Below are 20,100 nucleotides of genomic sequence, written 5' to 3'. Positions count from 1 at the left end.
TTGATCTACTCAAATCATGTTTTGAGTAAAGTTTTTGGTTGACTATTTTGAAATTCCCGAGGGGTTATCCCTTCAGTCTGCTTGAATACCCGCTGAAAAGTTTGAATGGAATTGAAACCCGATTCCAGTGCAATTCCTGCAATGGTGAGATGCTGATATTGCGGATCAGATAAACGGGTTTTGGCCTCCCGCATTCTGTATTGGTTCACAAACTCCCCAAAGCCTATCTTTAAGACCTGATTACATATGGCAGAGATATATCGGCTATTTAGTTCTGTAACCTGAGCAAAGCGACTTAGGTTAAGCTCCGGGTCCAGATAACATTTTTGCTGTTCCATAACCTGTTGCATTTTGTTGATCAAAGTATTTATCTCTGAAGGCTCCAACAAATCAAGTATGGATGAATTGATCTTTTCCTTCTGAATTTGCAGGATCTGTATTTTTTGATTTCCAACAAAGGCAATCCAGTATACCAGCAATGCTAGGGAAATTTCTAATGGAAATGCAAGATTGACAGTAAGGTCAAACAGGATGGTAGCAAAGATGGTGATTGCCCAGATTCCATAGGAAGTTAACAAGGCAAATAGTAATCGTTTTAACCAGATATATATAATTGGATTTGTTGTCTCTGGGTTTTCTTTGTCTTGCTGGTTTATTTTATTCCATCTTTCCAGAATAGAATAGGATTGAAACCAGAACCAGGCAAATGTCAGAATAAGGATAATATGTTCTGTTTGTAAAATACGGCTAAATACAGGCCAGAGCATTTGTGGAGTAGAAGGTCCGAACGCTTTGGTGAAAAATAATAATGCATGAATAACATTGATTAGAAAACTGATGATAGAAGGAATGAAGTATTTCCATACAGAATAAGGTAAGTTGCTAACTCCTATTGTATTGCTGACAATATATAATAACAACAAAGGTCCCAGACAAAAGATATGAAAGACAGGAAAAAAAGTATTAGGGCAATAAATGACCACAGGAGATTCTGTAGTATATAAAAATACCTGAATACTATTATAGGCTAATATCAATGTAAACCATGCCAGGTACTTCTGTCTGACTGGACCGTTCTCTTTGGATAGAAATAATACCAAGGTTAGAATACTACCCTGTATAGAACCTAAAAGTATGATAAGACTTAAGAGTGAAAGATTAAGCATAACCTATGTAATTAATACAAATAAAGAAGCGGCTAACCAATGGATGAAAAGGTATTGATAAATCCATAGTCAGAGTACAATCACCAGCAATATTTGTAGACTGACAGGTATATTTTCTATTGATATAAGTGGTGCCAGTCAGTGCAAAAAACTGGTACACATTTCGAATATACAACTATACTTCAACTCCTGGATCAGTTTAATGTACTTCCACTGATTAGATTTTGTTTAGTGATGAAACAGAAAAAATATCATATATCTACCGTAGATATAGTAATAGTATTGTTAACTCAGCTAGCCGTTTTGCTCAGGTGTTCTGACTGCATGTAAATACAACCACAAGAGACTATATTCAAATAGATATGCTTCAGAATGAATTTGTGAAACAGACTTCTAATGAGTTTGTTATGGTTAATCAAATTTGAATCTACCAGATGAGTATTGATAGCTGAATTAGTTAGTTTTGTATAAAAATTAGTTAATAATCATTCCTTATGATGCAACACATCCTGCTTGTTCTATTTTGTATATTTTTTTGTCACAACTCCGATGATTTTTCCAGTACCGATAGAGGAACACAATCAGGTTTTTTATATCTAAAGATTTCGAAGATCTACACTAATAAGCTAACATTCTCCATTAAAAACACCAAAGGTGAGTCGCTCTGTTTGATGAAGGAAGGGAGGATCTATTTTGACTCTGTATCATTTGACCTCATTGAAGAAGATTTTAAGTATAGAGAAAGGTTAAAAGTTGAAGTGTTGGAACCTGAATATGGATTATTAATTTTTAAATGCAAGCAAGTCAAAAAAGATGTGTATGTAATAAGTGTTAACTATCAGGAAGCCTATATCGATAGAAATAAATATGAAAAGCTTCTGGAGTTTAAAACGCTTGAGCAGTATTTACTGTCTACTTATCCGATTCCCTCCTCCTTATCTCCACTACGAATAACCCCTTCTGATATAGGAAAAGTTATTGAAAAATATGACCAGTACACATATATACCATTGGAAGTTACAGGAGATTGGATAAAGGTAAAAACCAGCAAAGATTGTTATAGTGGAGAGACTCCACCTAAAAAAGATATAACCGGATGGATCAGATGGCGGGAGAAAGGAAAAATAATAATCAAATTAGCTTATAGATGTTGAACTATTGTTATAATCGATACCGGGAACCTAACAAATCATCAAAAATAGAATGAATAAAAGTATCTGGAGTACATTGTTGTTTTGCTGTTTTGTTTCTTGTTCCTCTTTGTATAGTGATTTTCCACAGATGAGTGATAGGTTGGATGACGCATGGGATAAAAAAGTATTTAGAGCGGAATACATTATTCCTCAAAATCCCTATAAAATAAATGACACCCTTTCTATTACAGTGAAAGAAGCTTGGATAGAGCGTTGCTGGAAATATAATAAAGCAGGCAAAATAGCTTATAATCCATATTATCAGCTCATCATTATTTGTGATAGCAAAGACATTGAAGAGTATCCTTCTAACTGGACAATTGGCACAACTGATGGACCTAACTTTCGAAGTTGTGCCAGAGATTGTATTATGGCAAATTTTGAAGATATACCCAATGATCACATAGAGTTGATTGTGCAAAAAGGTAGACTCGCAAATAATAAAATACCAGAAATAATTGGGAAGTTTGAGTTGAGAAAAAAGCCTCAAAGTGTGGAAAACTAAAATGATTAAGTTCGAGAAAAACATCAGTCAACTGCTTCCCTATAATAGGACAAACTATATTGCTTATTTTAATGACGAAGATGATACTTTTGATAGAAATGTCATTTGGTATGGAGTGTCCTTGCAACAGGCAGACATAAAAGACCAGAAACTATATCAAGTATCGGAACAGATTGTTGTAAATAGTGTCAACCGCCTGGAGAATGCTTTCAAAGAAATTGTATCCGAGTTTGATCAGGGATTGCCTTGGGTAATCAATCATGATGATAAAGATCTCCCTTGGTTTAACACGGAGAATAAGCGAATGCCACAACTGCAGAATCTTTTTAAGCAAAATGATATTCCAATTTCATTTATTGGATGTTTAGTTTTCAATAAAGAAGATGTAGTAAACTTTGCTCGTGAATTGATAACGTATCCATACGATTTATTATCCAAGATATCATACAAGACGTTAGATATTTCACATACTAAATTGCCGTTGATTCTTAAATTAACAGGACATCTCACACTCGACATAGTAAGTACAGATAAAGCTTTATTAACAAAGATTTCGCATTTGGATAAACTCGATTCTTTCCTTAAAATTCCCTACCGCAGTAGAGAATAACAGATTTTAAATCAGATATAGAGCTAAAATGATCAGTCTCAGTACAATGGAAAAATATCAAAAGCCAGCTAGGTTCTGATTAGTAATGTTTCACTTTAGTGGAAAGTATAGACTATCCCTGAGAGGTAACCGTTGATAGTTATTTATACAACATACTCCATGTAAGATGACTATCTTGGTTAATACCTTTGAAAGTAGAGGATCTACATACTCCAACATCTTTTGAGCAGTTATATTACAGTGTTGAAAAATTTATTTTCTGTTTCACAGTAATTAGCCTATTAGTTTGTGTTCCTTACTTTGTTTGGCTAACTGCCTATCAATGAGATTTTTATTGTTTTGTGATAAAGTTGCTCTTTTACTGTGATAATTTCCTGTTGAAAAAAATATCAGCTGTAAAAGAAAAGATGTTTACTATTGTTTCATTTTAGAATTAATATCCTTCTCTTTTTTAGCACTAGATAAGTTTAGTACAAATATTACATTGTAGGGAAAATATATTTTTAGTGTAGAATAGCTGCTGTAAATTTGTCTCTCCTAAACCAATAACTCAAATACATCCATAAAAACGGTTTTATCACTACTGAATTTTATTTCTTTCTTATGAAAGAAATGACTGATAAATGCTGGTATATCTCATTTATCCCTGTAAAAAATCAATAAGCTCCACCTATGTAAGATTTCTTCTTAGCCTATTCTGCAGGAATGGGTTTGACGTTGAATAAGAGATTGAGTTATCCTGATTAACTGGTGTTCTTACCTATCACTTGTTCTGTCAATGTCCAGTATATGGTTATTCCTGTGTTGGTAATCTGACTAGCTCTTTTCTCTATTGTTTTCATCGCCTGTTCTATTCAATTCTTATATTCTAATTATTAGTATTTCTTGTATTGTATTATTTAAATGTATTTTTGTATGATTTGTATTTATAAATATTTTTCATGATGAATGTTTATGATAGGGCTTATTTGGTTATTAAAGATATAATTGGATAGGGAATATCTTACTGGATAGGGGAGTGTACAGTAATGATGGTTATTTTTTTTATCGTTTTTAGTAATATGTGTGTTTAATGTTAACTCTATTATATATAGTAAAATGAACTACGTGTACTTTTATCGTTTTTGTATTTGCTTTGTTGTTAGCCTGGGATTTTTTGTGAACGTAAATGCCCAGAATATTACCACAGGTTTAAAAGTTTACTGGAATATGGATGACAATCCAGTAAATAGCCCGATTATAGATCAGACGGGTACTTATCCGGGTACCATAACCGGAACTACCCCTGCTTCAGGTGCAGGCAAAGTAAATTCTTCTCTGGAGTGGGTCTCCAGTCAGGGGTGGGCTGCCGCTTCGGGCGGCTGGAACTGGAATCCCACTACTACTGGTTTTACTGTTTCTTTTTGGGTGAATCCTACTTCCTACGGAACCAATATGACCCTGGCAGGAGCTATCAATGGATGGAACGCATTTCTGTTTCATTCGGATGCCACAGGAGGTTTGTGGGTAGGTACCGATGTAGCTACCCGAATGGGGACACCTACAAACATAGCAGCAGGAACATTAGCCTTAAATCAATGGCAGCACTTTGTGTTTACTTATTCGGCTGGAACCGGAAAGTTGTACAAAAATAGCAATCTGGTAGCGAGTAAGGCTATGACGGCACCTGTTGCCTGGAGTGGATTTTTTGTAGGAAGCACTACAACGGCCAATGCCATACGAGGTAAAATAGATGAGGTACGGTTGTATGAAAGAGCATTAACTGAAGCAGATATTTTTAATTTATATGCTTATCCGAGTACTCCTGCGGCTTACACCTGGAATGGATCTGTCGGTACAGACTGGAATACAGCTGCTAACTGGACTCCCAATGGTGTGCCTTCTACCTATGATGATGTAGTAGTCAATTCCTGTACTACCTGTCCTAAACTGGCTACCACTACAACCGTAAAAAATCTGACACTGAATACAGGGGCTAAGTTCGATATTGGTACCTATACATTAAATACATTGCGGGATCTGCAGATTCGCAGTGTAAACATTATCAGCAATGGAGGCACACTGCGATCGTATTTGTTTAGTCAATTGTATCGGGCTACAGTTATCCGGGATACAGTCAACGGGATCAGTGGGGATATTACACTGATACATGATGGGACTGGAGCTTCTGGCTGGTGGGGTGGAAATGTGTTTAAGGGAAACACTACCATTCTCAATCATAATTCCTATGGAAGTGCCGGATGGATTAATACGGCCTCAAATGAAAGCGATATTTTTGAGAAAGACCTGGTTGTCACTAATAATGCCTACCGGATTAATTTTGGTATTGCCTATGGTTCTTTGTCAGTAGGAGGGAACTGCACTTTTAATCAGAATTCATGGGATTATTTCACCATTGGTGGAGCTACGGCTACTTTTAATGGAAATGTGATTGTCAACCATAGTGCATCAGGTGGGATCTGGATTTCTACCGGATTATCAGGGAAGACTACATTTAAAAAAGGGCTCACGCTGAACTTAAAAAATATTGGTGCGGCAACGTATGGAAATTCGATTTATATAGGAAGCAATGGCAATGGGTCAGGAACAGGAACACGGATTGTTCAGATGGAAGGGCCTGTTGTTGTGAATAATGTGAGTACTTCCAATTCCGGAATTTCACCAGTAGATATTCGCTTTGGCGATGTAGCTACACCCATCCGCTGCATATTTACAGAAACGGCTTCACTGAAAGTAGGATCAGATGGTTTTCGCAAAGGAAACCTGATGCTGGTAAACAGCCAGTTTCAGACTACTGCCAAAACTATATTAAATCTATCTTCTGGAGCAACAGAAACCTATACTGGTAATTTATTGATTGGTAAGAAAACCACATTTGTTGGAGCATTGGAGGTACGTACACCACACATTCAGCTTAGTGGGGCAACTTTTAATGGAACCGTGGATATTACTAAAACAGGATCAGGTTCAGATACTAGTGAAGGCGGCAATATTTTCAGAAAACAGGTAAAGATTACCAATCTGGCTCCGGCTGGCTCTCAGATCAATATGGCTACTGTAGCCGATGATATAGTGCAGCAACAATAATAGTTGCAAAACAACCTCAATAATAGTTGCAATAAATCCAGTTACTTTCTTTTTCTCATTCGGTAGGAAATATATCCTTCCGTTGTTTACTCTTGCTTATTTCGATGAAATCATTTTCTATACTCACATGCATTGCTTGTTTGTCTGTCTGGCATCTTCAGGCACAAGCTACATTAAAAAAGGATCAGGTGCCGACAGGTCGCTCTACTACGACTCGTTCCATTACAGCTGGTAATTCTTTGAGTGGAAGCAGCTTATCTGCTGTGTCTTCAGATGTGGATACAACTATTCATACACTAAATCTGCAGGAACGCTTTGTTTTGCAGCCTTTGCAACTTGATATTCATCTGCCTGCTCAGGTTTCGATTGAGCGTAGTACAGGCAGCCAGATCGAAGTAAAGGTAAAAGGAAAAGGCAAATCCTATCAGGCTCAGATTCAAAGTGCCTCTGAGGCTAATACAGGTAAACGACTGTTGGTAGACCTGCAAGATAAACAGCAGAGTATCTCTTCCACTGCCGACTTAGTGCAGATTCAGATCTTTTTGCCTGCCAATGCCAGTGTGAAAGGTTGGATGCGTCAGGGAGAACTAAAAATTGAAAAAGTGCAGGCAGAGCTATCCCTTGATTTAGGTAATGGAACAATCTCCTTGCAGGACAGTGAGGGTTCTATATCACTAAGCAGTCAAGCAGGTTCAGTGGTGTGTACTAACTCGCATTTTAATGGTAATCTGTCAGCTTTATCCGGATCTGTTGCACTACAACAGTGTCGTGGACAGATCAGTGGAGATGCTGCTGTAGGTTCTTTTTCTGTGGACTCTCCCACTCAGCCCGTAAATGCTCAACTAGGTAGTGGTCAGTTGCAGTTGCAGGTAGCGGAAGGAGATGTGATGGGTAGTGTCTATGAAGGAACACTGAACTTTGCCTGGAAGGGAGACAAACAGGTAAAAGGGCAATACTTCAGTTTTTCAGCACAAAAAGGACGACTGAATCTGGGGTTTCCTGTAGGTTTTCCACTAGATATTCAACTGGACCAGACCGCTTCAGAAACACAAACCGAAACACAGATGGCTACTGTGACTACAACTAGTGATCCTGCTGTCAGACAGATTGTTTCCCCAACCGAACCTTTAGCTCAAAAAGTGCACAGTGATTTTTCACTCCGTTCTTTTGGGAAGGAAAAACAGCTGACTCATAACGGACAAAAACTGCGGTTGGTGCAGGGTGAACAACAGTTGCATGGAGGAGGAAACCGCTTGAGTCTATATGCGGCTGACAGTGAAGTCTATCTGCAAAAAGCAAAATAGTCTGTTCACTACTCATTGTACTCTAAATCTACTCTCTATATGTTTCAACGCATTCTATCCCTGGGATTGCTTGGCACAAGCCTGCTCTGTGTAAATCCACAGATCATTACTGCCCAGTCAAAGCAGTCACCAAAACAAACGATTACTAAAAGTCAGGTTGCGGATCAACCACAGACTGAAAAAACACTCACGGATAGCCTTTCTATACAGGAAGGAGTCTATACCGATCTGAAACAAGCCCTTCATCATCCCCAAAAGGTGAAAGTGCTCGTATTGTCTCAGATTGATTCACTGCCATCTTCCGTTGGCAAACTTACTAATCTGAAAGTACTTCAGATCAAAAACAGCAAACTGACTCAATTGCCTGCTTCGATTGGAAATCTCAATCAACTCGAAGAGCTGCATTTGTCAGGCAATCAACTTAATAGTCTGCCTGCTTCTGTGGGCAAACTTAAATCTTTGCAAGTGCTCAATGTCGAGTCCAATCAACTCACCCTTTTGCCTGATTCACTGGTGGCTTTGCCTAAACTACAGGTATTGAAAGTGGCTAACAACCAGCTCAAAAGTCTGGGAGCTCCGCTTGAGAAGTTCTCCCATGTCTCGCAACTGGAACTCAGAGGCAATGCCTTAGGCAATATTCCCCTTCGCAAAGAAGAACTGGCTAAACTACCTGTGTATACCTCTATCGAAGAAGCATTGAAAAATCCTTCCCAGGTGATGCGTCTGGAACTGAGTGGATTGAAAGAAGTGCCTGCTTCGATTGGTTCGTTTTCCAATTTGAAAGAATTGAATCTGAGCAATGGCTATCTGCAATCGGTGCCTTCCTCTATCTCTGAACTAAAAAGTCTGCAATCGCTGAATCTGACTAACAATCAGCTTTCTACTCTGCCTTCAGAGATTGGCGATCTGAGCAGTTTGCAACAGTTGACACTGAGTCTGAATCCAATGGAGAAACTGCCCGAGCAAATCGGTAAGCTGGGTAATCTCAAGGAGCTGACAGCGATGCAAACCAAACTAACGTCTCTGCCTGAAAGTGTAGGCAAGCTGAAAAGTCTTCAGCAATTGAATCTGCATGGTAATCAGCTTTCTTCTCTGCCAGAAAGTCTGGGAAATTTAAACAAGCTGGTATCACTCGATGTAGGCAGCAATGCCTTGAAGGGACTACCTTCCTCACTGGGTAATCTGAAAGAGTTGACTCGCTTTTCCGCATCCGGCAATGGACTGGAATCCTTACCCAAAGAAATGGGTAATTTGGACAAGCTTACATCCCTGAATCTGACAGGCAATAAACTGACTCAGTTGCCAGAGTTAGGCAAGTTGAAAAGCCTGGAAAGTTTGCAGTTGTCACAAAACAAGCTGAGTGCCTTACCTGAAAGTCTGGGTGAGTTGAGTAAGCTCAAGCAGTTGAATCTGAATCAGAATGGCCTTTCTTCTTTGCCCGAAAGTTTGGGAGGGTTGAGCCAGTTGCAGGGATTGCATCTGGATAAAAACCAACTCACCTCTTTACCGGAAAGTGTAGGCAAACTAACCAATCTGAAAAGCATTGGGCTAGAAGGTAATCCCTTAGAAAAGCTGCCTGATGGCTTGGGAGAGTTAAAGCAGTTGGAAAGTTTTCGGTTGGACACTTCTCTTTTGTCTCAGACAGAGCTGAGCAAGCTTCGCTTGAATATGTCCAAAACTTTGGTCCCAGAATGGGTCACCAGAGGATGGGGGAATAAGTAACAAACTATACAAACTATAAAAAAGGTAAATTCTAATTCCATGAGAGCTACTTTAATTATTTCAGTTTTAGTAAGTTTTTTTTCACAAGTCTATCAGGTGGCTTTTTCACAGGCCCCACAAGTTATTCCGCCTTCTCCAAATGCAATGTCACTTGGAAAATATGGTGATGTGCCTGTTGGTTTATACACGGGAATACCTAATATCAACATTCCTATTTATGAAGTAAAGAGTGGAAAATTGACGCTACCTATCTCACTAAATTATCACGCTGGCGGTATAAAAACAGAAGAAGTATCTTCCTGGATAGGAATTTCTTGGTCTCTTAATGCAGGGGGAGCTATTTCCAGAACTGTGCGAGGCAAAGCGGATGAAGGGGTAGATGGATATATGAATCAGCTGGAAAATATAAAAAGATTCCAGGATAATCTCATGTCTTCCGAACAGAAAATCCAGTTCATGAAGGATATGGCTGATGGAAAAATTGATACTGAGCCTGATATTTTCAATTATAACTTTGGAAGTTTGAGTGGGAAGTTTTTTTATGGACAGGATGGGAAATGGCATACAATGTCTGTCCAGCCTATATCGATTTCGTTTACTAGTGGTCCATTAAGTCCAATTAACATAATAGATCAACAAGGCAATGAATATAGATTTAGTGGTTATGTAGAAACAACTACATCTACGTCTGTTTGTAACGAATCTGTTTCCGGAACGACAGGGGCTGAAGTGGGTACGTGCTGGTATTTATCTGAAGTTATCTCTGCATCAGGAAAAGATTATATTAAACTTGATTATGAGGCAACTGCCTACAATTTTTATACAATGAATTCGGTAACAGACTATCATTTCGTTGATGGCACTGGTAACTGCCAAACATATGATAGTAAGTGTAACTCTTATAGCCAATACAGAGGATGGCGCTTAAAATCTATATCATTTGATGCAGGTCGGGTTGATTTTACGCCATATGAGGCTTATAGAGAGGACATTCCTATAGATAAAAATAGTAATGGTGTCGTTTATGGTGGAGACAAAGCTTTGGAATATATACAGATTTATACTAAAGAGAATACATGTATAAAAAAGTATAAACTATATAATAGCTATTATCTATATAGTCTGGCTACTCAGCAAGACTCTTATCTATATAAACGATTACGGTTAGACTCACTGGTGGAATTTAGCTGTGATAAGAGTCTGAGGAAGTCTCATACTTTTGAATATTCTTCTGGAAATTCGCTACCTGGCAGATTTACATTCAATCAGGATCATTGGGGATATTTTAATAATGCTAATAATAATACATTAGTCCCTAAAAGTGAATACCTGTCTCAGCAATTGCCTGGTGCTGATCGGGAGCCCAACGCCGTTGCAACACAAGCAGGTATTTTGAAAAAAATAACTTATCCGACAAAGGGATATACCACTTTCGAGTATGAAAATCATTATGTGGATGATCCGCGAGTAATAGGTAAACTTATAGATAGGGGAGCAGTGGTAACCGAATCTTTAGATGGCAATACTGGAATGATTCGACACTATGAGTCTACTTTTGAAATAATATATGATAAAGGAGTAAATGTTAATACTTTCTTATACACACCCTGTGTTGTAGATGAAAGTTTAAGTTGTGCAATTATCAAAGCAATTCATCAGGGTACTTTACAAGAATATTCAATTACAGCCCAAACCCCAACACTGTTTTTGCCGAAAGGAGTATATAAACTTACTGCTGATCTTTATTATACCGATGAGAATCCAGAGATTGAGCATATCGCTGCTTTAAGCTGGAGAGAACCAGAACCCGAATCTGTACATAATAAAATGGTAGGAGGATTACGGATCAAGAAAACAGTTGATTACGACGGGATTGATCATAGTAAAGATATTATCAAGGAATATTATTATGTTGTGAATGAAAATGCCGCTGTTTCCAGTGGAGTACTTGTAAGTTTACCTATATACGAATATAACTATACCGTTACTAATACAGGAGCAGTTACTGATTCTAATGTAAAAAATTGTCTTTATCGTGTACGGACATCTTCTACCAATCTGCCATTAGGAACCACACAGGGTAGTCATGTAGGATATCAGGAAGTATTGGTAAAGTATGGAGTAAATGGAATAAATGGAAAAAGTATCTACAAATATACCAGTGCTAAGGAATACCCTGATGAAACAAGTAACACATTTCCATTCCCGGCAGCCTGTAGTATGGACTGGCTGCGAGGTATGCTCGTAGAAGAACAGCATTACGAATATAAGCCTCAAAATGTGATTAAGTATAATCTGCTTCAGCGAAAAGAGTATAAATATGCTCCTATACATGTGCAGAACAATGGTACTCAGGCATATTCCACAATAGGTATCAAGGCTTCATATAGTTCAATGTTGAATGGTATTGGTGGTACTCTTCAATTTGCATATTATAATACAAAAACACATTGGGTGTATCCATCATCAACCTTTGCATATGATTACATAGATGGAGATTTGAACAAGTTTCTTGTAACCAAACAAACATTCGCTTATAATAGTAACAATCTACAACTTGAAGAGCAAAGGAGTGAGATAAATAATGAGTTAATAATTACAAAAAACACCTATCTGCAAGATTATACCCTAAACACTTCACAGCCCAATGCATTAGGTGGCTCTTCCAGAATATTTCATTTGCATACTCCTGTAGAACAGTATACCATCAAACAAAAATTAGATGGTAGTAATGCAAGAGTAACCGCTGGTAGCGTATTTGTTTATGATGAATATACTGAACTCAGACAGTTGAAACGTCTGGATATAACTACTCCTATTCTCCTGAGTAGTTTTCTTCCGGCTAGTATGAACTCTCAGAATGTTCTACAAATAAATAGTAATTACTCCCCGAAAGACAATTTTGCCTACGATAATCATGGAAATATAGTAGTATACGAGAAGCAAGATGCTCCAAAGCAAGTTTTTCTTTGGGGATATAACCAAACGCTTCCTATCATAAAAGCTGATAATCTTGATGTTGCAACTTTAAATAATGCTGTGGGAGAAGTATTAACCGCATTGGGTTATAGCAATGGATTAGCTGATCTGGATACCTTTCTGAATTCCCTAAAAGGATTTGATACAACCATTAAAAAAGATCGATGGAAATCGTTCAATCAGCAATTACAACAGAAACTTACCTTCACAAATGGAGTAGCTTTATTCTCTGCGTATACATATGATCCCTTGGTGGGGATGACCTCTGCGACAGATGCCAATGGGATTACTACTTATTATGAATATGATGCATTACAACGCTTGAAAGCTGTAAAGGACAAGGATAGCAATCTGCTTAAATCCCATCAGTATCATTATAAACAATGATTATTTGACAAGTACAAATTGTTTGGAAGTACACTGAATTAGTATACTTCTATTCTTAATCCGTTTTTCAAAAGCTATTCGATTATATCTATATGCAATTTACTTTACAAAGCTGTCTGAGATGGCTGCTGGCGGGTATATGCCTACCGTTAGCTGCCCAAACTCCCAGCACAAACCAGAATTATGTTCAATCCAGTTTGTATCGAGATGCCAATGGTACACAAGCTGTCACGACTGTTGATTATGTAGATGGACTGGGTAGACCTGTTCAATCCGTGCGATATCAGGGTGCACTACCCAGACCGGGTCAGTCAACTTCTAAAAAAGATGTGGTCACTACTATTACCTATGATGCCTTTGGTCGAGTTGACCGTTCTTATCTACCTACTCCGGTTTCGACAGCAACAGGGGCATTGGTTACAAGCCAGCCCGCACAAGCAATTAGTTTTTATGGAGACCAGACACCGTATACCCAATCTGTCTATGAAGCGTCACCTCTCAATAGAGTGTTTAGTCAGTATGGAGCAGGAGACGCTTGGCGTACTGCAAGCCGACCAGTAAATACAAAATATCTGATATCAGATGCTAATGATAACGTTCCTATTTGGACAGCTTCTTCTACTACTTCAGGGGAGTGGAATACTACCGGATATTATAGTGCGGGTGAATTGTTTAAAACTCAGACCACCGATGAGAATCAACATTTGGTTATTGAATATAAGGATAAAACAGGTAAGGTATTGATAAAGAAAGTACAAGACGGTGGTGCAATCTCTGCTCCAACCTGGATGGTTACCAATTACATCTATAATGATCTGGATCAATTGGTTTTGGTTATTCCTCCTAAATTATATGCTGCACGAATCGAAAATGCTGCAACTTCTATCTCTGTGAGTGAGGTTGGAGATAGGGAGCTTTTATTTTCCTATCACTATGACGCCCATGGACGTATCATTGAAAAATTGGTTCCAGGTGGTGGTTGGACACAGATAGTTTACAATAAAATTGATCAACCTATCCTGACCCGGACAGCTCGTCAGGCTGCAGCTGGCAAATGGACTTTTACCAAATATGATGTGTTTGGACGAGTGGTACTTTCCGGTGAACTGGCTAATGGGGATGATCGGTCTACTTTGCAAGGTCAGGCAGATGCGGCTAGCGTTCAGTTTGAATCTCGTACAGGTGCTGTGTTTGGCTATACCAATAATGCCTTTCCCTCTGTGACAGATGCACAGGTGAATCTGGTCAATTACTATGATGATTACAATTGGAGTGTTCCTTCCTCAATGGCTTTTGCTTCCTTTAACAGCCTGACACAACAACCAGCCCGTGGTCTGGCTACCGGCTCGATGGCTCGTTTGTTGGAACAAGCAGAGTTTGGTAATCAAATGCTGACCACAGTAACTTATTATGATGATAAAAATCGCCCGATACAATCTTATTCTCAAAATCCCTTTGGTGGGCAGACTCGTACTGATCTGACACTAAGCTTTGCCGGTGAAGTAACCAGTAAAAAAGTAGTGAGTCAGTACAGTGATGGCAAACCTTCCTATACCGTAGTGACCGAATACAGCTATGATGATCTGGGGCGTAAGATTCAGACCAATCATGCCATTGGACAGGGAAGCACTGCTCCTCAAGGACTTACCCTGGCAACCTATGAGTACGATGAAATTGGCAGATTAGTAAAGAAAAATATTCAGCCCGGAACTTATAACACGATTGAAGCCAGTCAGTCTACCTCTCAGATTGTGCGTAATACGACTGTTACGGGTACAGTGACTGATCAGGCAGGCAAGATTACTTTTAAAAATGGGTTTGTCATTGCAGGAGGAGGCACTGTGTATACAGCTATTCCTATGGCTCCTGTTTATGCAACTACTGATGCGTTGCAAAAGATTGATTATACCTATAATATTCGCTCCTGGCTTACTTCCGTGAATGCAGGCGCACTCAATACATCTGAAAATGATCTGTTTGGTATGAAACTTAACTATCAGGAGGATGGGGTCAACTTCAATGGTAATATCAGCAAACAGAGCTGGATTTCGCACAATGTACGCACAAGTCCTAACCGGGTCTATGATTATAGTTATGATGCTGCTAACCGGTTACTGACCGCTACCTATTCCGGAGGCAGGTTTTCAGGAGAGAATTATTCGCTGTCAGGAATGGTCTATGACAAGAATGGCAATATCATGAACTTAACCCGTAACGGGATGACCGCAGGGACATTGACCAATCCAACGGCTTTTGGTACCATTGACCAGTTAGGTTACTCGTATCTGAATAATGGAAACAGACTGGCAAAGGTAGGAGATGGGGTCAGTACCAATGTAGACAGTGGGGATTTTCGCAATGGTACTAACACCAATGATGATTATGATTATGATGCGGAAGGCAGTCTGATCAAAGATCAGAACAAAGGCATTACTTCAATCACTTATAATTACCTGGGACTGGTAGAAACCGTGACAGGAAGCAAGGTAATTAATGGGACAAATACCAGCTTTCAGATCAGTTATACCTATGACGCGACAGGTCGTAAGTGGAGAAAGAAAGCCTTGAATGTGACTACCCAACAGTCTGCTCTGACTGATTATGATGGAGAGAATGTATTTGAAACTGATCCGGCAAAAGGAACATCGAATGCGTTGAGCTTTATTTCCCATGAAGAAGGACGGGTGATTACAGATCCTCAGAGTGGGCAACTGGCCTATGAGTATCATTATAAAGATCATCTGGGTAACTTGCGGGTAGCCTATCGCCAGCAACGAAGCCAGACATCGTCAGCTCGTTTGACAATGGAGCCTGCTATGGCAGTGGAAGAAGAAGCCGCTTTCCAGAAAGTAAGTCTGAGTCGTGTGGCAGGACCGGCTCACAGTGGACGTTATGCAGCCAGACTGCTAGCCAAAACCGGACCTGGGAAAACCATAAAACTACAGGCAGGAGAAACGCTCAGAGCCAGTGTGTATGGATATGTAGAAGAAAAACAAACCCGACGCATCAACTGGATACCCGTTCCGATCATTGGGCAAGAACCAACGGTAGCTGATGGCAAAGTACACAAAAAGCTGGCCTTAAAAGCAGGATTAGCACTGCCCTTAAAGTTTGGTAAAAAACAGACAGAACTGCCAGAAGCGTATCTGCAAGTGATTGCCAAAGACAGTTCAGGAAAAGTGTTATCTTTACAAACACAGAAGCTAAGTAAGTCTGCTATTGGTAGTTGGGAAAAACTGGAGCTAGTGTATCAACCTAAGGAAGAACAGATTGTAGAAGTAAGTGTTGTGAATGCTTCTGCCAGAGTTTCTGCTTATTTTGATGATTTAACTCTAACGCAGGAGCCACCTATTATTGTTCAGGAGAATCATTATGATCCATGGGGATTGAATCTGGCAGGGATTGAAGTGCAGGGTAATCCTAATCATAAATTCCAATACAATGGCAAAGAGAAGCAGGAAGAGTTTGGTTTGAACTGGATGGATTATGGAGCTAGGATGTATGATGCACAACTCGGTAGCTGGCATGTGATTGATCCACTAGTAGAAAAATACCCAATGCTCTCACCTTATGTTTATGTAGCTAATAATCCGCTTAAATTTATTGATCTCGATGGACGAGATATTGTGGTACCTAATGCAAAGGATAGAGTTGCAGTCTTAAAGATGATTAATTCAAAAGCATTAGGAACTTTTGATTTTGATAAGTCTGGGAAGTTATATCAAGTAAAGGCTACAGGTGACAACAAGAAGTATTCAAAATATTATGCAGATAAATTAGTTGCTGCTATAAATGATAATCAAACTATTGAAATTAGAATTGGGAGCAAAATTACTGAACCTTCTAAAGAGTCGAATGGTAAGGGGGGAAGTAGACTGAAAGCAGGTGGTGGTGCAGCGAAAGATGATCTTGATGCTACTTCAGGAGGTGGTATAACTTACATGCTCAGAGGTGGTAAGGGAGATAATGTTTTAGTCTATATTTCTAGTAATGAATATAAGGGTATCAAAGATACAAATGGGAAACAGTTAGAAGATAAACCAGCAGATATATTAGCACATGAATTGGTTGGACACGCTATTCCTTATACAGTAGGCACAGATACAGGGAATGCTATAGATAATGAAAATAAAGTTAGGAAAGAAGTTAAGAAAGAAGGGCAAAAAGGGCAAAGTCCTTTAAGAGCTCCAAATCCAACTCATAAAGAACAGGAATGAAAGGAATAACAATAAGAATGCTTGTATGTGTAACTATGACTTATGTTTCTTGTAATAGTTTACAGCATAGTGATAATCAAGTTGAAGAAAAAATTTCTTCAACAAATGGGTTTGAAACAGATGCTATTTTGTTAGGTTCATGGCATATCACAAGTGAGGAAAGAGATGGTATTATTTCTAAATGCAATATATGTCCTTTGATAGAATTTGCTAGAAATGGTACTGGAAGGATAATTAAACCATCAAAGCAACAAATCAGATTTACATTTAATTTGTTATTAAATAATAAGATAAAACTTTCCTTTGAATATGATTATGACTATTTTAATGAGACAGAATTTTTCTGTAAGTTATATAATGAAGGTAGCATAGAGGTATTAGAATTAAATTCTATTGATAGTAGAAAGATCTATATTTTATCAAGGCAAAGATAACAGAATGGCCATCCTATTGGATGGCCATTCTGTTTAAAGTATTTAGTATAAATGAAGTAGATATAAAATAAAGAGTTACTATTTTGAATGTCCTTTCCAATTATAATATAATAGGAGAATTTTATTTCTTAAATTCTATACCCCATACGCAGTAAGCACCAATCTCCGTGGAGTTGCCTCATCTCTATGCTCACATAAATAAATCCCCTGCCATGTTCCCAGATTTAGCCGCCCATCTGTAATAGGGATTGACACCGAACTACCTAGCATAGACGCCTTGATATGAGCTGGCATATCGTCTGGGCCTTCATAGTCATGCTGGTAGGGAGCATCTTCAGGAACGGCACGGTTAAAGTGTGATTCAAAGTCTGATCGTACAGTAGAGTCAGCGTTTTCGTTAATGGTCAGGCTGGCAGAAGTATGCTGGATAAATACATGCAACAATCCTGTACGAATCTGCTGTATTTCGGGAAGTTCGCGAACTACTATATTGGTAATCAAATGAAAGCCTCTTTTGTATACAGGGAGTTTTATCGTTTTCTGGAACCAATGCATAACGCTGTTTTCTGGATTAATGTATTCACAAACTTTTAGAGGTGGTCTAAAAAGGTTTATAAATATGGTAGACCATCTCTAAAAGATAAAAAATAATTCCTATACAAAGCTTTGACTATTTTACTGCATTTTCCAATTTAAATGTCCAGGCATAGTCACAGGGAACCGTTGCCGGAGAGACAACCGGAGGGGTAAGCATCAGTTTATTATTCTGGAAAGCTGCCTTTACCGGACCTGTGTATCCCAACATCGTAATCTTAGAAGGCAGCGCAACCCCTTCCAGTTCGATACCGTTTTCAGGCCATTTGGTGCAAATCACATACACATCCTTGCCTTTTGCTGTAAAGAACACATCCGGGATCTTTTTTACAGGTGCAGCCTTCCACATACGGGTTCCATAGATAGCCTCTCCATTCACCTTGAGCCACTGGCCCATTTCCTTGAGTCGTTGTTGCATAATTACCGGAATACGTCCATCTGCAGTAGGGCCAATGTTCAGCAACAGATTCCCACCACGAGCTACCTTGTCGATCAGTATATGCACCAGTTGTTCCGCTGATGAATAGTCTTCCAGGTTTTCGTTGCGGTTATAGCCAAACGAACTCCCAATCCCCCGGCATTCTTCCCAGTAACGAGGTAGAGAGCCTTCTGTTTGTGCCTTCTCATGTACCAGATCATATTCCGTTGTATAAATGCCCCCATGTTTGCTTCGGGTTTCCTTGCCCCAGCGATCATTAACCACCACATCGTTTTTTACAGGTGATTCATTGTATAACCATGCCAGAAACTCTGTGCTTTTCCAGGTTTCACTGGGATGGTCCCATTCCCCATCGGTCCATACAATATCCGGACTATAACGGGTTACCAGATCTTTTAACTGAGGAAGCATATGTTCGTCTACATAACGATTTACATCTGCTTTATACAGAGGATTAAACCATTCATACAATGAGTAATAATAACCCATTCGTAGTCCTTTGCTTTTTACGGATTTGATCAGATCTCCTGCCAGATCACGGTGAGGGCCTACATCCACTGCATTCCAGTTCCATGCCTGCGCACTAGGCCATAGGGTAAAACCTTCATGGTGTTTGGAGGTAAGCACCACATACTTGGCTCCTGCATCCTGAATCACACTGGCCCAGTCATCAGGTTTGAAAAATTCAGCTTTGAAGTCTTTTACAAAGTCCTGATACCGGAAATCTTTGCCATAGGTACTGGTGTGGTACTTTACAAACAATGGATTCACTTTCGAGTTAGGGTCAGTAAGCCGGTACCAGTACCATTCGGAATAACAGTCATAAATGCTGGCTCCATCTTTCGGAGTGGGTCCCCATGATGGAACTGAGAACAATCCCCAGTGAATAAAAATCCCAAACTTGGCATCTTCAAACCAGGTAGGGATAGGCCGACTGTCTATCGAAGCCCAGTTAGCCTGGTACTTTCCGGTAGAAGTAGCTTGTGCAGTTTTGCTCTTCTTTTGCGCCTGACTGGAAAAAGGAACCACATAAAGAAGGATAAAAAGGAAGAGAAGCAATTTTTTCATGACTTTGACTGGTTATTATGGAATGTCAGTGGCTAAAATACTCTTTTTTCAATAGAAGATTGAATTATATTGGAGTATGAAGAATAATGAAAGAAATTCAGTAATCTGTATTTGACAGTAATGTGGCATGTTTAGTAATATGGTCTTCAATACATCAGCCTTTTTGCAGAGTTATGGTACAAAGAGAGTAGTGTTTACTTCAATAGTGGAAGGCAGTGTAGGTGCGTAGGGAATCTTTTCTCCGCGAGGTTGGCCTTTGGCCTGTGGGCAGGAGGATCGGAGAAAAGTGTCCTTTTTTGCTTCGTTTTTTGGACAAGCAAAAAATGAAGAAGCCTGTGGAAGAGTCAAGAGCAGAAATTTGAAACAACTTAGTTGAAAAGCATATAAAATATTTA

Annotated in this window: 12 protein-coding genes; 9 read left to right on the top strand and 3 right to left on the bottom strand. The window is 39.1% G+C overall.

The window, feature by feature from the left end; genetic code table 11:
• Positions 1-14 precede the first annotated feature (14 nt).
• Positions 15-1,166 (bottom strand): helix-turn-helix transcriptional regulator, encoded by a 1,152-nt coding sequence (locus QNI15_RS04965; protein ID WP_314030823.1) that lies wholly within the window; start codon positions 1,164-1,166, stop codon positions 15-17.
• A 494-nt stretch (positions 1,167-1,660) separates the two neighbouring features.
• Between QNI15_RS04965 and QNI15_RS04960 the strand changes: the two genes are divergently transcribed.
• The 9 genes from QNI15_RS04960 (at position 1,661) to QNI15_RS04920 (ending at position 17,604) form a co-directional block, all read left to right on the top strand.
• Entirely contained in the window at positions 1,661-2,320 is a 660-nt protein-coding gene (locus QNI15_RS04960; protein ID WP_314030821.1) for a hypothetical protein, read from the top strand.
• Between the two features lie 106 nt (positions 2,321-2,426).
• Positions 2,427-2,864, top strand: coding sequence for a hypothetical protein (locus tag QNI15_RS04955; protein ID WP_314030819.1), 438 nt, complete (start codon positions 2,427-2,429; stop codon positions 2,862-2,864).
• Between the two features lies 1 nt (position 2,865).
• On the top strand, positions 2,866-3,474 hold the full coding sequence (locus QNI15_RS04950; protein ID WP_314030817.1) for a hypothetical protein: 609 nt from the start codon (positions 2,866-2,868) through the stop codon (positions 3,472-3,474).
• Positions 3,475-4,572: 1,098 nt separating this feature from the next.
• Positions 4,573-6,561 carry a LamG domain-containing protein gene (locus QNI15_RS04945; RefSeq protein ID WP_314030815.1) on the top strand — a complete coding sequence of 663 codons (1,989 nt, stop codon included), beginning with the start codon at positions 4,573-4,575 and terminating at the stop codon, positions 6,559-6,561.
• A 104-nt stretch (positions 6,562-6,665) separates the two neighbouring features.
• Positions 6,666-7,865, top strand: coding sequence for a DUF4097 family beta strand repeat-containing protein (locus tag QNI15_RS04940; RefSeq protein WP_314030813.1), 1,200 nt, complete (start codon positions 6,666-6,668; stop codon positions 7,863-7,865).
• 39 nt (positions 7,866-7,904) lie between these two features.
• The gene (locus QNI15_RS04935) at positions 7,905-9,587 is read left to right on the top strand and encodes a leucine-rich repeat domain-containing protein (RefSeq protein ID WP_314030811.1); all 1,683 of its coding nucleotides are present in this window, start codon (positions 7,905-7,907) and stop codon (positions 9,585-9,587) included.
• Between the two features lie 39 nt (positions 9,588-9,626).
• Complete coding sequence (locus QNI15_RS04930; RefSeq protein ID WP_314030809.1) at positions 9,627-12,953, top strand: hypothetical protein; 3,327 nt, start codon at positions 9,627-9,629, stop codon at positions 12,951-12,953.
• Positions 12,954-13,045: 92 nt separating this feature from the next.
• Complete coding sequence (locus tag QNI15_RS04925; protein ID WP_314030807.1) at positions 13,046-17,170, top strand: DUF6443 domain-containing protein; 4,125 nt, start codon at positions 13,046-13,048, stop codon at positions 17,168-17,170.
• Entirely contained in the window at positions 17,167-17,604 is a 438-nt protein-coding gene (locus QNI15_RS04920) for a hypothetical protein (RefSeq protein ID WP_314030805.1), read from the top strand. The genes QNI15_RS04925 and QNI15_RS04920 overlap by 4 nt, the downstream gene beginning before the upstream one ends.
• 135 nt (positions 17,605-17,739) lie before the next feature.
• On the opposite strand, the gene QNI15_RS04915 is transcribed toward QNI15_RS04920, so the two are convergent.
• Both QNI15_RS04915 and QNI15_RS04910 read right to left on the bottom strand, forming a co-directional pair.
• Complete coding sequence (locus QNI15_RS04915; protein ID WP_314030803.1) at positions 17,740-18,159, bottom strand: secondary thiamine-phosphate synthase enzyme YjbQ; 420 nt, start codon at positions 18,157-18,159, stop codon at positions 17,740-17,742.
• Between the two features lie 115 nt (positions 18,160-18,274).
• A complete protein-coding gene (locus QNI15_RS04910; protein WP_314030801.1) occupies positions 18,275-19,705 on the bottom strand; it encodes an alpha-L-fucosidase in 1,431 nt (476 codons plus the stop codon).
• Positions 19,706-20,100 lie beyond the last annotated feature (395 nt).

The organism is Xanthocytophaga flava, assembly GCF_030068545.1.
GTDB lineage: Bacteria > Bacteroidota > Bacteroidia > Cytophagales > 172606-1 > Xanthocytophaga > Xanthocytophaga flava.
The sequence above is the reverse complement of the archived record's forward strand: the minus strand, read 5'-3'. Positions and strand labels throughout refer to the sequence as shown.

What these genes read in the sequence shown, in the direction of transcription:
- QNI15_RS04965 (WP_314030823.1), bottom strand. Translation starts at nt 1,166, where the DNA reads ATGCTTAATCTTTCACTCTTAAGTCTTATCATACTTTTAGGTTCTATA.
- QNI15_RS04960 (WP_314030821.1), top strand. Translation starts at nt 1,661, where the DNA reads ATGATGCAACACATCCTGCTTGTTCTATTTTGTATATTTTTTTGTCAC.
- QNI15_RS04950 (WP_314030817.1), top strand. Translation starts at nt 2,866, where the DNA reads ATGATTAAGTTCGAGAAAAACATCAGTCAACTGCTTCCCTATAATAGG.
- QNI15_RS04945 (WP_314030815.1), top strand. Translation starts at nt 4,573, where the DNA reads ATGAACTACGTGTACTTTTATCGTTTTTGTATTTGCTTTGTTGTTAGC.
- QNI15_RS04940 (WP_314030813.1), top strand. Translation starts at nt 6,666, where the DNA reads ATGAAATCATTTTCTATACTCACATGCATTGCTTGTTTGTCTGTCTGG.
- QNI15_RS04935 (WP_314030811.1), top strand. Translation starts at nt 7,905, where the DNA reads ATGTTTCAACGCATTCTATCCCTGGGATTGCTTGGCACAAGCCTGCTC.
- QNI15_RS04930 (WP_314030809.1), top strand. Translation starts at nt 9,627, where the DNA reads ATGAGAGCTACTTTAATTATTTCAGTTTTAGTAAGTTTTTTTTCACAA.
- QNI15_RS04925 (WP_314030807.1), top strand. Translation starts at nt 13,046, where the DNA reads ATGCAATTTACTTTACAAAGCTGTCTGAGATGGCTGCTGGCGGGTATA.
- QNI15_RS04920 (WP_314030805.1), top strand. Translation starts at nt 17,167, where the DNA reads ATGAAAGGAATAACAATAAGAATGCTTGTATGTGTAACTATGACTTAT.
- QNI15_RS04915 (WP_314030803.1), bottom strand. Translation starts at nt 18,159, where the DNA reads ATGCATTGGTTCCAGAAAACGATAAAACTCCCTGTATACAAAAGAGGC.
- QNI15_RS04910 (WP_314030801.1), bottom strand. Translation starts at nt 19,705, where the DNA reads ATGAAAAAATTGCTTCTCTTCCTTTTTATCCTTCTTTATGTGGTTCCT.